This window comes from Nocardioides sp., assembly GCF_044226305.1.
Lineage (GTDB): Bacteria > Actinomycetota > Actinomycetes > Propionibacteriales > Nocardioidaceae > Nocardioides.
The window spans coordinates 1-12,945 of the sequence record NZ_JBGAHF010000013.1; the positions used below are offsets into that span (position 1 = coordinate 1).

Genomic DNA, 12,945 nt, shown 5'->3' on the forward strand with positions numbered 1-12,945 from the left:
ACTCTCCGTTGAAAACAACACCCAGGCACACCCCGAAGAGCACACCCAGAAAAAGAGATGCCTGACAGGAGACACTGACTAAATTGTCAGAATCATTGTCAAAGAAACCATCAACCAGCCACCTGACAAAGCAGGCAACCAGCCAACGGGGCATTACAAACTAATTCGTCGACTATGACACACTGTTGAGTTCTCAAGAATCAGACGCACCCGACCCTGACCCTCGCGGGCCCGGTGGCGGGGCAACCTGCAAAAACTTACCGGCTCCGACCCACCCCGTCAACTCGGGGCGATCCTCGCTGGTGCCGGGCGCGCGCCAACTCCGCTCGGTTGGCCTCGCGGCCCGAAGAGGGAGTCGCTCACCGCGACGAGAAGAACGTTAGCACCGGCGTCTCACGACCCCAAATCGGGTCGGCCCCGGGGCCGCAGCGGCGCCGCCGGGCGGTACGCCGACACGGTCGGCTCCCCCACCGCCCAGAACCGCCACGGGCGGTCGGCGGCGGCGCGCAGACCCACCCGCGGGCCGGTCGCGACCTCCGCCGGCGGCGGGCCCGGCTCGAGGGTCACCGGACCCGACGTCAGGTCGGTGCCGTCGTGGTCGAGGGTGATGCCGAGGGCGTTGCAGAGCCGGGCCGGACCCCGCGCCAGGTCGCGGTCGGACGCGCCGGGGCGGCGGGCCCGGGCCACGTCGACGCCGTCGACCACCTCGCCGGCGCGCAGCAGCACGGCGCTCGCGGTGCCCTCCGGCCCGCAGACGACGTTGCAGCAGACGTGCATCCCGTAGGTGAAGTAGCAGTAGAGGTGCCCGGGCGGCCCGAACATCACGGAGTTGCGCGGGGTGCGGCCCCGGAACGCGTGCGAGCCGGGGTCGTCCGCGCCGTCGTACGCCTCGACCTCGGTGAGCCGGACCGCGACCTCCCCGTGGCGCAGCACCGCGCCGAGGAGCCTGGGGGCGGTCTCGAGGACCGGTCCCGACAGGTCAGCCGAGCCGGGCACGGTGGTCGGCAGCGACGGCGACGACCTGGTCGAGCTGCTCGCGGACGCGGACCGGAGCCGTGCCGCCCCGCCCGTCGCGCGAGGCCACCGACCCCTCGACGGTCAGGACGTCGCGGACCGCGGGCGTCAGGGCCGGCGAGATCTCGGCCAGCTGCTCGTCGGTCAGCCCGTCCAGTCCGACCCCGAGCTCCTCGCAGCGCCGGACGCACGCACCGGCGACCTCGTGGGCGACCCGGAACGGCACCCCTTCGCGCACCAGCCACTCGGCGACGTCGGTGGCCAGCGAGAAGCCCTGCGGGGCCAGCTCGGCGAGCCGTTCGGTGTCGAAGACGAGGGTCGCGACCATCCCGGTGAACGCCGGCAGCAGCACCTCCAGGGTGTCGACGGAGTCGAAGACCGGCTCCTTGTCCTCCTGCAGGTCGCGGTTGTAGGCGAGCGGCAACGCCTTGAGCGTCGCCATCAGGCCGGCGAGGTTGCCGATCAGCCGCCCGGACTTCCCTCGGGCCAGCTCGGCGATGTCGGGGTTCTTCTTCTGCGGCATGATGCTCGACCCGGTCGACCACGAGTCGTGGAGCGTGACGAACCCGAACTCCCTCGTCGACCAGAGGATCACCTCCTCGGCGATCCGGCTGACGTCCACGCCGACCTGGGCGGCCACGTACGCGAGCTCGGCGACGAAGTCGCGGGAGGCGGTCCCGTCGATCGAGTTCGGGGAGGTGCCGGCGAACCCGAGCTCGGCGGCCACCAGCTCCGGGTCGAGCCCGAGGCTGGACCCGGCGAGCGCTCCCCCGCCGTACGGCGACTCGGCGGACGTGCGGCGGCGCCAGTCGGCCAACCGGTCGACGTCGCGGAGCAGCGTCCACGCGTGCGCGAGCAGGTGGTGGGACAGCAGCACCGGCTGGGCGTGCTGGAGGTGCGTGCGGCCGGGCATGATGCTCTCCTGGCCCGGGACCAGGTGGTCGCGGGCCTGGACGACCAGCGCGTCGACGAGGTCGAGCAGCAGCCCACCGACCGTGAGCGAGTGGTCGAGCAGGAAGCACCGGAACAGCGTGGCGATCTGGTCGTTGCGGCTGCGACCGGCACGGATCCGGCCGCCGATCTCCGGACCGACCTCGGCGACCAGGAGCCGCTCGAGGGCGCCGTGCACGTCCTCGTCGGACGGGTCGGGCTGCAGGTCACCGTCGGTGTACGCCTGGGCGAGCACGTCGAGGCCGCGGTGGACCTCCGCCTCCTCCGCCGGGCTGAGGTAGCCCGCAGCACCGAGTGCCTTCGCGTGCGCGTGCGACCCCGCGATGTCGTAGAGCGTGAGCCGCCAGTCGAAGTGGGTCGAGCGCGAGAGCGCCTCGAGCTCGGGCGAGGGACCGCCGGCGAACCGGCCGCCCCAGAGCTTCCCGGTGTTCGTGCTGCTCACTGCTGTCCTCTCACCGCGGCGATGGCGCTGGTCATGATGTCAGGGAGGTCGGCGGGGCGGACCGGGACACCGGCCATCGTCGTGGGCAGCCACCAGCCGGCGCCCAGGACGTTGCCGACCTCCTCCGGCTCCAGCTCGTCGAAGCTGATCTCCGCGCCGCGGTCGAGGGGCACCGCGAAGTAGGTGTGGTCGCCGACGTAGTCGACCCCGCCCCAGGAGTAGGGCTCCCGGTGGGAGAACACCGGGCCGAGCAGCCGGTCTGCGTCCGCGCGGATCCCGGCCTCCTCCCGGAGCTCTCGCACCGCCGCCGCCCGCAGCGACTCGCGCGGGTCGGGCGCACCTCCGATGCTGGACCAGTAGCGCTCGCCGAGGCGCGCGGGGTCCTGCTCCTCAAGCAGCAGCACGGCGCCGTCCGGGCTGACCGGGAGCACGCGGGCGGTGGCGCGGTGGACGGGCTCCATCAGTCGGTGCCGAACTCCATCGCGGCGCTGTCGAGCGCGACCTCGTCCGGCTCCTCGAGGGCCTCCGGGTTGGCCGTGATCCGGTCCGCCCCGCCCGCCTCGAGCTCGCCGTAGAGCGTGCCGTTCTCGACGAGGACCTGGCCCTGGTCGAGCGGCTGGGCGGCGTACTGCTCGAGCTTCGCGCGGGAGTCCGCGATGTCGAGGTTGCGCAGGGTGAGCTGGCCGATCCGGTCGAGCGGCCCGAACGCGGCGTTCTCGGTGCGCTCCATCGAGAGCTTGTCCGGGTGGTAGGAGAACGCGGGCCCGTCGGTGCGCAGGATCGAGTAGTCCTCGCCGCGACGCAGCCGCAGCGTGACCTCGCCGTCGACGAGCGAGGCGATCCAGCGCTGGATCGCCTCGCGCTGCATCAGCGCCTGCGGGTCGAGCCACCGGCCCTGGTAGAGCAGGACGCCGAGGCGGCGGCCCTCGAGGTGGTAGCTGGCGATCGTGTCCTCGTTGTGGATCGCGTTGAGGAGCCGCTCGTACGCGATCCACAGCAGTGCCATGCCCGGCGCCTCGTAGATGCCGCGGGACTTGGCCTCGATGATCCGGTTCTCGATCTGGTCGGACATGCCCAGGCCGTGCCGCCCGCCGATCGTGTTGGCCTCGTGGACCAGCGCGACGGGGTCGTCGTAGGAGACTCCGTTGATCGCGACCGGCCGACCCTCGCGGAACGCGATCGTGACGTCCTCGGGAGCGATCTCGACCAACGGGTCCCAGAACTTCACGCCCATGATCGGCTCGACGGTCTCGAGCGAGACGTCGAGGTGCTCGAGGGTCTTGGCCTCGTGGGTCGCCCCCCAGATGTTGGCGTCGGTGGAGTACGCCTTCTCCTTCGAGTCGCGGTAGGGCAGGCCCCGCTCGGTGAGCCACTGGCTCATCTCGGCGCGCCCTCCGAGCTCGGTGACGAAGTCGTGGTCGAGCCAGGGCTTGTAGATGCGCAGGTCGGGGTTGGCGAGCAGCCCGTAGCGGTAGAACCGCTCGATGTCGTTGCCCTTGAACGTCGAGCCGTCACCCCAGATGTCGACGCCGTCCTCGTGCATCGCGCGGACCAGCATGGTGCCGGTGACGGCGCGGCCGAGCGGCGTGGTGTTGAAGTAGGCGCGGCCTCCGGACCGGATGTGGAAGGCGCCGCAGGCCATCGCGGCCAGGCCCTCCTCGACCAGCTGGCGGCGGCAGTCGACGGCGCGGGCGATCTCGGCGCCGTACTGCTTCGCCCGGTCGGGCACGCCGGAGACGTCCGGCTCGTCGTACTGCCCGATGTCGGCGGTGTAGGTGCAGGGGACGGCGCCCTTGTCGCGCATCCACGCGACGGCCACCGAGGTGTCCAGGCCTCCCGAGAACGCGATGCCGACGCGTTCGCCGACCGGGAGGGACGTCAGGACCTTGCTCACGGGGTGTCTTCTCTCTGCTGGTGGCTGTCGGACGTGTGCGTGTCGGCGAGGGCGAGGAAGCGCCGGGCGAGGTCGTCGCCGCCCTGCGGGTCCCGGCCGATCACGAGGACGGTGTCGTCGCCGGCGATGGTGCCGAGGACGTCGGGGAACTCGGCCCGGTCGAACGCCGAGGCCAGGAACTGGGCGGCGCCGGGCGGGGTGCGCAGGACCACGAGGTTGGCGCTCGCGTCGGCGCTCACGAGGAGCTCGGCGCACAGCCGGGCCAGCCGGCTCGCGGCCGCGGCAGTCTCGCCGGGCGCCGCGGGTCGTCGGTCGCCGCCCTCGGCGGGGACCGCGTAGACCAGGGCGCCGGAGGGTGCGCGGACCTTGATCGCGTCGAGCTCGACGAGGTCGCGCGAGAGCGTCGCCTGGGTGACCCGCAGCCCGCTCTCGGCGAGCAGGTCGGCCAGCTCGCTCTGCGAGCGCACCTCCTGGTGGCTGACCAGCTCGAGGATGAGCTGGTGCCGGGCGTTCTTGGTGCCCGGACGCAGGGCGGTGCTCATGTCGACTCCTCGAGCAGGAACGTCAGGATCGCCTTCTGGGCGTGGCGGCGGTTCTCGGCCTCGTCCCACACGACGCTCTGCGGCCCGTCGATGACCTCGGCGTCGATCTCCTTGCCGCGGTAGGCCGGCAGGCAGTGCATCGCGATCGCGTCCGGCTTCGCCTGCTCGAACAGGGAGGTGGTGACGGAGTACGGCGCGAACACCTCCGCACGCGCCGCGGCCTCCTCCTCCTTGCCCATCGAGATCCAGGTGTCGGTCACGACGACGTCGGCACCGGTCACGGCGGCGACCGGGTCCGGCTCGAGCACTGCCGAGCCCCCGGTGGTCGTGGCGATGGCAGCAGCGCGGGCGACCATCTCCCCCGCCGGCGCGTAGCCCTCCGGCGAGCTCACCCGCACGTGCATGCCCGCGGTGGCGCCGGCGAGCAGCCACGAGTTGCCCATGTTGCAGGCGCCGTCCCCCACGAAGGCCACGGTGATGCCGGCGAGCTGCTGCTTGTGCTCGCGGACCGTGAGCAGGTCGGCGAGCAGCTGGCAGGGGTGGAAGTCGTCGGTGAGCGCGTTCACGACCGGGACGCCGGCGTGCTCGGCCATCTCCTCGAGACGGCTCTGGGCATAGGTGCGCCACACGATCATCGAGGCCTGGCGGCCCAGGACGCGGGCGACGTCGTGGACGGACTCCCGCACCCCGATGCCGGCCAGTGCGCCGTCGACGGTCATCGGGAACCCGCCGAGCTCGGCGACACCGGCGGCGAACGACGCCTGGGTGCGCAGCGTCTGCTTGTCGAAGATCATCGCGACCGTGCGCGGGCCGGCGAGCGGCTTGGCGTCGTACGGCGCCTGCTTGAGCTCGAAGGCGAGGTCGAGGACCCGGGCCTGCTCCTCCGGCGTCAGGTCGTCGTCGGCGAGGAAGTGTCGCGTTCCGGTGGCAGTCATCCGATCGCTCCGTCCAGGATGCCCGGCCAGGCGGCCAGGAACGAGGTGACGTCGTCCTCGGTGAGGACGAGCGGGGGCGCGAGCCTGATCCGGCGCGGCGTGGGGTTGTTGACGATGAACCCGGCCGCCTGCGCCGCCGCGACGACCTCGGCGGAGGCGTCGGCGGTCAGGTCGAGCCCGATCAGCAGCCCCTCGCCGCGGACCTCGGCGACGCGCGGGTCGGCCGCCAGGCCGTCGCGCAGCTTCTGGCCGAGCACCGTGACGTGCTCGAGCAGGTCGTCGTCCTCGATCGTGCGCACCACCGCGAGGGCGGCGGCGCACGCGACGGGGTTGCCGCCGAACGTCGTGCCGTGGTTGCCGGGCTGGAGCAGCCCACCCGCGTCGCCGACGCCGATGCAGGCGCCGATCGGGAAGCCACCGCCGAGTCCCTTGGCGACCGTCACGACGTCCGGGGTGACGCCGGAGGCCGCGTGGGCGAACCAGTCGCCGGTGCGCCCCATGCCGGTCTGCACCTCGTCGAGCCAGAGCAGCGCGCCGTGCTCGTCGGCGATCGCACGGGCCGCGCCGAGGTAACCCTCGGGCGGTACGACGACGCCCGCCTCGCCCTGGATCGGCTCGAGCAGCACCGCCGCGGTGTCGTCGGTCACCGCCGCGGCGAGCGCGTCGGCGTCGCCGTAGGGGACGAAGGTGACCTCGCCGGGCAGCGGCTCGAACGGGGCGCGGTAGGCCTCCTTGGCGGTGAGGGCGAGCGCCCCCATGGTGCGGCCGTGGAAGGAGCCCTCGGCGGCGACCACCTGGGTGCGGCCGGTGCGGCGGGTGAGCTTGAACGCGGCCTCGTTGGCCTCGGTCCCCGAGTTGGTGAAGAACACCTTGCCGGCCCCCGCCCCGACCCCGAGCACGTCGAGCAGCTTCTCCGCGAGCTCGACCTGAGGGGCGGTGGTGAAGAAGTTGGAGACGTGACCGAGGGTCCGCAGCTGCTCGGTGACGGCGTCGACCAGGGCCGGGTGGCCGTGGCCGAGCGCGTTGACGGCGATGCCGCCGAGCAGGTCGACGTACTCCCGGCCGTCGGCGTCCCAGACGTGGGACCCCGCGCCCCGGGTCAGCACCAGCCTCGGCGGACCGAAGGTGTTCATGAGGGAGGCGGCGTAGCGCTCCTGGTAGCTGCTCGTGGAGTCGGTCACTGGCTCGCGTCCCTCGCCTTCCGGGTCTTGGTCTCGACGCCCGGCAGCACCTGGGTGCCGACGCCCTCGTTGGTGAACAGCTCCAGCAGCACCGCGTGCGGCTCGCGGCCGTCCACCACGGTGGCCCGCGGGACGCCGCGCTGCACGGCCTGAAGGCAGGCGCTCATCTTCGGGATCATGCCCGAGGCGAGGGTCGGGAGGATCTCGGCGAGCGCCTCCGGACCGATCTCGCCGATCACGTCGTCGGCGTCCGGCCAGTCGAGGTAGAGCCCTTCGACGTCGGTGAGCACGAGCAGCTTCTCGGCGCCGAGCGCGACGGCGAGCGCGGCGGCGGCGGAGTCGGCGTTGACGTTGTGCACCACGCCGTCCACGTCGGGGGCGACGCTCGAGACCACCGGGATCCGCCCGGCCTCGATCAGGTCGAGGACCGACTCGGGACGCACCTGGGTCACCTCGCCGACCAGACCGAGGTCGACCTCCTCGCCGTCGACGACGGTGCCGGTGGTCGTCGCGGTGAACAGACCGGCGTCCTCGCCGGAGCAGCCGACCGCGAGCGGGCCGTGCTCGTTGATCAGCCCGACGAGCTCGCGCTGCACCTGGCCGACCAGGACCATCCGGACCACGTCCATCGCCTCGGGGGTCGTCACCCGCAGGCCGCCGCGGAACTCGGACTCGATGCCGAGCCGGTCGAGCATGGTGGAGATCTGGGGACCGCCCCCGTGCACGACGACCGGCTTGAACCCGGCGAACCGCAGGAACGCGATGTCCTCGGCGAACGCGCGCTTCAGCGTGTCGTCGGTCATCGCGTTGCCGCCGTACTTCACCACCACGATCTTGCCGTGGTAGCGCTTGAGCCAGGGCAGGGCCGCGGCCAGGGTGCGCGCCTTGGCCGGGTCCGGCTTGCTCGGGTCGTGGGGGGTGTGCTCGATGCTCATCGTCGTCCTTAGGAGGAGTACGCGCTGTTCTCGTGCACGTAGGCGTGGGTGAGGTCGTTGGTCCACACGGTCGCCCGCTCGGAGCCGGCCTTCAGGTCGATGGTCACCGTGACCTCGCGCGGCTCGAGGTCGACCGTGGCCGGGTCCGCGTGGGGGGTCGACCTCCGGCAGACCCAGACGCCGTTCATCGCGACGTCGAGGTCGGCGGGGTCGAACTGCGCGCTGGTCGTGCCGATGCTGGCCAGCACCCGGCCCCAGTTCGGGTCCTTGCCGAAGACGGCGGCCTTGAACAGGTTGGACCGCGCGACGCTGCGACCGACGTCGACGGCCTCGTCCTGGGTGGCCGCGTTGAGGACGGTGATCGCGATCTCGTGGTCCGCCCCCTCGGCGTCCTTGAGGAGCTGCATGGCGAGGTCGGTGCAGGCCTGGGTGAGGGCAGCGGTGAAGTCGCCGAGGCTCGGCGTGATGCCGCTGGCGCCGCTGGCCAGCACCGTCACGGTGTCGTTGGTGGACATGCAGCCGTCGGAGTCGAGCCGGTCGAAGCTGACCCGCGTCGCGGCGCGCAGTGCGGTGTCGAGGTCGGCGGCCGGCACGACGGCGTCGGTGGTGAGCACGACCAGCATCGTCGCCAGCTGCGGGGCGAGCATGCCGGCGCCCTTGGCCATCCCGCCGATGCTCCACCCGGCCCCCTCGACGAGGACTTGCTTGCTCACCGAGTCGGTGGTCATGATCGCGTGGGCGGCGTCGTCGCCCCCGTCGACCGCGAGCGCGTCGTACGCCGCCCGCGCGCCGGCGAGCACCTGGTCGCGGTCGTTGGTCAGCCCGATCAGCCCGGTGGAGCACACCACGACGTCGATCGGGCCGATGCCCAGGCACTGCGCCACGGTCTCGGCAACGGCGTGGGTGGTCTGGAAGCCCTCGGGGCCGGTGTAGCAGTTGGCGCCGCCCGAGTTCAGGAACACCGCGCGGACGGTGCCGTCCTTGACGACCTCCTGGCTCCACAGCACGGGGTTGGCCTTGCAGCGGTTGGCGGTGAAGACGCTCGCGGAGTCGAAGGCGGGGCCGTCGTTGACGACGAGCGCGACGTCCTTCGCGCCGGTGGACTTGAGGCCGGCGGCGACGCCGGCGGCGCGGAAGCCCCGGGGCGCGGTGATCACGGCGCCACCCCCACGGTCGAGAGGCCGGTGGTCTCGTCGAGCCCGAGGGCCAGGTTCATGCACTGGACGGCAGCACCGGCGGTGCCCTTCGCGAGGTTGTCGACCGCGCCGACGGCGACCAGCCGCCGGGCGTCCTGGTCGACGGTCACCTGCAGGTGCACCGCGTTGGAGCCGGTGACCGACTTGGTCTGGGGCCACTGGCCCGGCGGCAGCACGTGGACGAACGGCTCGTCGGCGTACGCCGTCGCGTACACCTCGTGCGCCTCCTCCGCCGTGAGCTCCGCGGTGAGCGTGGCCGAGCAGGTCGCGAGGATGCCCCGCGGCATCGGGACGAGCAGCGGGGTGAAGCTGACGCGGACCGACCCGTCGACCAGCCCGGAGAGGTTCTGGGTGATCTCCGGCGTGTGGCGGTGCACGCCACCGACGCCGTACGCGCTGGCGTTGCCCATCACCTCGCTCCCGAGCAGGTGCGGCTTCGCGGCCTTGCCCGCGCCGCTCGTGCCGGAGGCGGCCACGACGGTGACGTCGGGCTCGACGATCCCGGCGGCGACCGCCGGGGCCAGGGTCAGGGTGGAGACGGTCGGGTAGCAGCCCGGGATCGCGACCCGCGTCGCGCCCCGCAGGACGTCGCGCTGCCCCGGGAGCTCGGGCAGGCCGTAGGGCCAGGTGCCGGCGTGCGCACCACCGTAGAACCGCTCCCAGGCGGCGCTGTCCGCGAGCCGGAAGTCGGCGCCGCAGTCGACGACGACCGTGTCGTCGCCGAGCTGCGCGGCGAGCGGCCCGGACTCGCCGTGCGGGAGTGCGAGGAAGACCACGTCGTGGCCGCCGAGGGTTTCGAGGGACGTCTCCTCGAGCACCCTGTCGGCGAGGGGCACCAGGTGCGGCTGCAGGCCGCCGAGCGGTTGCCCCGCGTTGGAGGCGCCGGTGAGCGCGCCGATCTCCACGGCGGGGTGGCCGAGGAGCAGGCGCAGCAGCTCGCCCCCGGCGTACCCGCTGGCTCCGGCGACGGCGATCCTGGTCGACATGTGCATGACTATACATGCGTTCGCATGTCTATGTAATCGAGGTGCGTCTGTCGGTGCTGCCGCCTAGGTTCGCGACCATGACCCGACTTCCGGACGCCGAGTACCTCCGCCACATCGCCCAGGACTCCGCCCGCTTCCGCGCCGTCCTCGCCGACTGCGACCCGGGGACCCCGGTGCCCAGCTGTCCGGACTGGGCGGCCCGCGACCTCCTGTGGCACCTCGGCGAGGTCCAGCACTTCTGGGGGACGATGCTGCGCCAGCGTCCGGTGGGGCCCGAGGACTACAGCCACGCGCCGGTGCCGGAGACGCTCGCCGGCCTGCTGGACTACTTCGACGAGGGTGCCCGGCTCCTCCTGGACCAGCTGACCTCGGTCGACCCGGCCGAGGAGACCTGGACCTGGTCGCAGGACCACACGGCCGGCTTCATCCTCCGGCGCCAGGCCCACGAGGCGCTCATCCACCGGCTCGACGCCGAGCTCACCGCCGGTGCGGTGACGCCGCTGGACCCCGCGCTCGCCGCCGACGGGGTCGACGAGGCGCTGGACGTGATGTTCGGGGGCAAGCCGCCCTGGGGCACCTTCACCCCGCTTCCCCAGCACGTCCGGGTCGACATCGCCGATCGGGGCGAGTCGGTCTGGGTGCAGCTCGGGCGCTTCACCGGCACCGACCCCGAGAGCGGCACCCACCACGAGGACATCGACGACCTCGGGGTCGTCCCGGACCCCGGGACTCCCGCCGACGTCGTGCTCACCGGACCGGCCGGAGCACTGGACGCCTGGCTCTGGCGCCGCGGCGAGGACACGGAGATCTCGGTCGCCGGCGACGCGGAGGTCTACGACCGGTTCCGGTCCTGCGTGAACCACCCCATCAACTGACCGGTGAAACCGGCGTGAAGGCGGGCTGAAACCGCCGGGCTGCAGGGTGGGCACATGACACGAGTCACGGACACCGACCTGGCCGTCGCGGCCGCCGGGCTGGTCAAGACGTTCGGCGAGCAGCGCGCGGTCGACGGTGTGGACCTCGAAGTGCGGCGCGGCGAGGTCTTCGGCGTGCTCGGCCCCAACGGCGCCGGCAAGACCACCACCCTCCAGATGCTCGCGACGCTGCTGCCGATGGACGGGGGCAGCGCCCGCATCTTCGGCGTCGACGTGCGACGCGAGCCGCACGTGGTCCGTCAGCTCCTCGGCGTGACCGGGCAGTACGCGTCGGTCGACGAGAACCTCACCGGCTTCGAGAACCTCTGGCTCTTCGGGCGCCTCCAGGGCCTGCGCTCCGCGCGCGCGAAGCAGGTGGCGACCGACCTGCTCGGCCGGTTCGGCCTGGAGGACGCCGCCGACAAGCAGATCCAGCAGTTCTCCGGCGGCATGCGCCGACGGCTCGACCTCGCGGCGAGCCTGATCACCCGGCCGCCGCTGATCTTCCTCGACGAGCCGACCACCGGCCTGGACCCGCGCACCCGCGGTCAGATGTGGGAGACCATCCGGGAGCTGGTGCGTGACGGCTGCACCGTGCTGCTGACCACGCAGTACCTCGACGAGGCCGACCAGCTGGCCGGCCGGATCGCCGTGATCGACCGTGGCCGCAAGGTCGCCGAGGGCACTCCCGACGAGCTCAAGACGTCGATCGGCAGCTCGACCCTGCACCTACGGATGTCCGATCCCGCGGACACGCCTGACGCCGCCGCCGTCGTACGCCGGGTTCTCGGCGAGGACCCGGTCCTGACTCCCGAGGCGGGCGGGATGAACGCGGCCCTGCTCGACGCCAACCAGGCGGCCGACGTGCTCATCGCCCTGCGCCAGTCCGGCCTGTCGATCGCGGCCGCGACCGTGCAGAAGCCGACCCTCGACGAGGTGTTCCTCGCCATCACCGGCCACGGCACCGACGACGCACCCGCCCCGGACACCACCGACGACCGCACCCTGGAGGTGACCCGATGACCGTCCTGACGACCGACCCGACCAGCACCCCGCTGGACCGCGAGCTCGCGGCGCACCCCAGCATCGGCGACACCGTCGACCAGACCCTGGCCATGGCCTGGCGTGCGCTGAAGAAGATGCGCCGCAACCCCGAGCAGTGGTTCGACGTGACCATCCAGCCGCTGCTCTTCACGGCGATGTTCGCCTACATCTTCGGCGGCGCGATCTCCGGCAGCGTGCAGGACTACCTGCCGATCGTCATCACCGGGATCCTCGCCCAGACGGCGCTGACCGCCTGCATGGCGACCGGGATCCAGCTCCGCGAGGACATGGACAAGGGCGTCTTCGACCGCTTCAAGTCACTCCCGATCGCGCGGATCGCCCCGCTGGCGGGCCCGGCGCTGGCCGACCTGGTCCGCTACGGCACCGCGGCGACCCTGACGATCCTCACCGGCGTCGTGATGGGCTACCGCCCCGGTGGCGGGGTGCCGGGAGTGCTCGCCGGCTGGCTGATGACGGTGATCGCCGGCTGGTCGCTGGCGTGGATCTTCACCTACTTCGGCACCGTCGCCCGCAGCGCCCAGGCGGTCCAGGGCATCTCGATGCTCATCATGTTCCCGCTGACGTTCCTCTCGGACGCGTTCGTCCCGGCCGACACCCTCCCGGGTTGGCTGCAGACCTTCGTGAAGATCAACCCGGTCACCCTGGTCGTCAACGCGGTGCGGGACCTGATGAACGACGGGCAGTTCACCACCAACGTCGGCTGGGCGCTCCTCGGCTGCCTGGCCGTGGTCGTGGTCTTCCTGCCGCTCTCGGTGCGGTCCTACAGCCGGAAGATGTGATCCGAGAGGCAGCGGTGGGCAGCACCGTGGTGTCGAGGCTCGGCGCTGGCGCGCCTCACACCTCGACCACCGTGGCGAGGACTGGCGCGCCTCACACCTCGACCACCGAGC

The 12,945-nt window shown here is 72.2% G+C and carries 13 protein-coding genes; 3 read left to right on the forward strand and 10 right to left on the reverse strand.

All coding sequences use genetic code 11. The annotated features are described in order from the left end of the window. Nucleotides 1-393: 393 nt before the first annotated feature. From ACILQ5_RS14195 to argC, 10 genes are read right to left on the reverse strand one after another with little or no spacing between them, the layout of a single operon-like run. On the reverse strand, nt 394-996 hold the full coding sequence (locus tag ACILQ5_RS14195; RefSeq protein ID WP_395658667.1) for a DNA-3-methyladenine glycosylase: 603 nt from the start codon (nt 994-996) through the stop codon (nt 394-396). Continuing rightward, the gene (argH, locus tag ACILQ5_RS14200) at nt 980-2,407 is read right to left on the reverse strand and encodes an argininosuccinate lyase (RefSeq protein WP_395658668.1); all 1,428 of its coding nucleotides are present in this window, start codon (nt 2,405-2,407) and stop codon (nt 980-982) included. Before argH ends, ACILQ5_RS14195 begins: the two co-directional genes overlap by 17 nt. Continuing rightward, complete coding sequence (locus ACILQ5_RS14205) at nt 2,404-2,868, reverse strand: NUDIX hydrolase (RefSeq protein WP_395658669.1); 465 nt, start codon at nt 2,866-2,868, stop codon at nt 2,404-2,406. The genes argH and ACILQ5_RS14205 overlap by 4 nt, the downstream gene beginning before the upstream one ends. Then, nucleotides 2,868-4,301 (reverse strand): argininosuccinate synthase, encoded by a 1,434-nt coding sequence (argG, locus tag ACILQ5_RS14210; protein ID WP_395658670.1) that lies wholly within the window; start codon nt 4,299-4,301, stop codon nt 2,868-2,870. The genes ACILQ5_RS14205 and argG overlap by 1 nt, the downstream gene beginning before the upstream one ends. Then, nucleotides 4,298-4,843, reverse strand: coding sequence for an arginine repressor (locus ACILQ5_RS14215; RefSeq protein WP_395658671.1), 546 nt, complete (start codon nt 4,841-4,843; stop codon nt 4,298-4,300). The genes argG and ACILQ5_RS14215 overlap by 4 nt, the downstream gene beginning before the upstream one ends. Continuing rightward, entirely contained in the window at nt 4,840-5,778 is a 939-nt protein-coding gene (argF, locus tag ACILQ5_RS14220; protein ID WP_395658672.1) for an ornithine carbamoyltransferase, read from the reverse strand. The genes ACILQ5_RS14215 and argF overlap by 4 nt, the downstream gene beginning before the upstream one ends. Beyond that, a complete protein-coding gene (locus ACILQ5_RS14225; protein WP_395658673.1) occupies nt 5,775-6,959 on the reverse strand; it encodes an acetylornithine transaminase in 1,185 nt (394 codons plus the stop codon). The genes argF and ACILQ5_RS14225 overlap by 4 nt, the downstream gene beginning before the upstream one ends. Further along, a complete protein-coding gene (gene argB / locus ACILQ5_RS14230; protein WP_395658674.1) occupies nt 6,956-7,894 on the reverse strand; it encodes an acetylglutamate kinase in 939 nt (312 codons plus the stop codon). Before argB ends, ACILQ5_RS14225 begins: the two co-directional genes overlap by 4 nt. A gap of 8 nt (nt 7,895-7,902) precedes the next feature. Further along, on the reverse strand, nt 7,903-9,051 hold the full coding sequence (gene argJ, locus ACILQ5_RS14235) for a bifunctional glutamate N-acetyltransferase/amino-acid acetyltransferase ArgJ (RefSeq protein ID WP_395658675.1): 1,149 nt from the start codon (nt 9,049-9,051) through the stop codon (nt 7,903-7,905). After that, nucleotides 9,048-10,076 (reverse strand): N-acetyl-gamma-glutamyl-phosphate reductase, encoded by a 1,029-nt coding sequence (gene argC, locus ACILQ5_RS14240; protein ID WP_395658676.1) that lies wholly within the window; start codon nt 10,074-10,076, stop codon nt 9,048-9,050. Before argC ends, argJ begins: the two co-directional genes overlap by 4 nt. Before the next feature lie 77 nt (nt 10,077-10,153). On the opposite strand from argC, the gene ACILQ5_RS14245 reads away from it, so the two are divergent. From ACILQ5_RS14245 to ACILQ5_RS14255, 3 genes are read left to right on the forward strand one after another with little or no spacing between them, the layout of a single operon-like run. After that, nucleotides 10,154-10,951: a maleylpyruvate isomerase family mycothiol-dependent enzyme gene (locus ACILQ5_RS14245; RefSeq protein ID WP_395658677.1), complete on the forward strand. Its 798-nt coding sequence runs from the start codon at nt 10,154-10,156 to the stop codon at nt 10,949-10,951. Nucleotides 10,952-11,005: 54 nt separating this feature from the next. Beyond that, nucleotides 11,006-12,013, forward strand: a complete 1,008-nt coding sequence (locus tag ACILQ5_RS14250) for an ATP-binding cassette domain-containing protein (protein WP_395658678.1) — start codon at nt 11,006-11,008, stop codon at nt 12,011-12,013. Beyond that, nucleotides 12,010-12,834, forward strand: a complete 825-nt coding sequence (locus ACILQ5_RS14255; RefSeq protein WP_395658679.1) for an ABC transporter permease — start codon at nt 12,010-12,012, stop codon at nt 12,832-12,834. The genes ACILQ5_RS14250 and ACILQ5_RS14255 overlap by 4 nt, the downstream gene beginning before the upstream one ends. Nucleotides 12,835-12,945 lie beyond the last annotated feature (111 nt).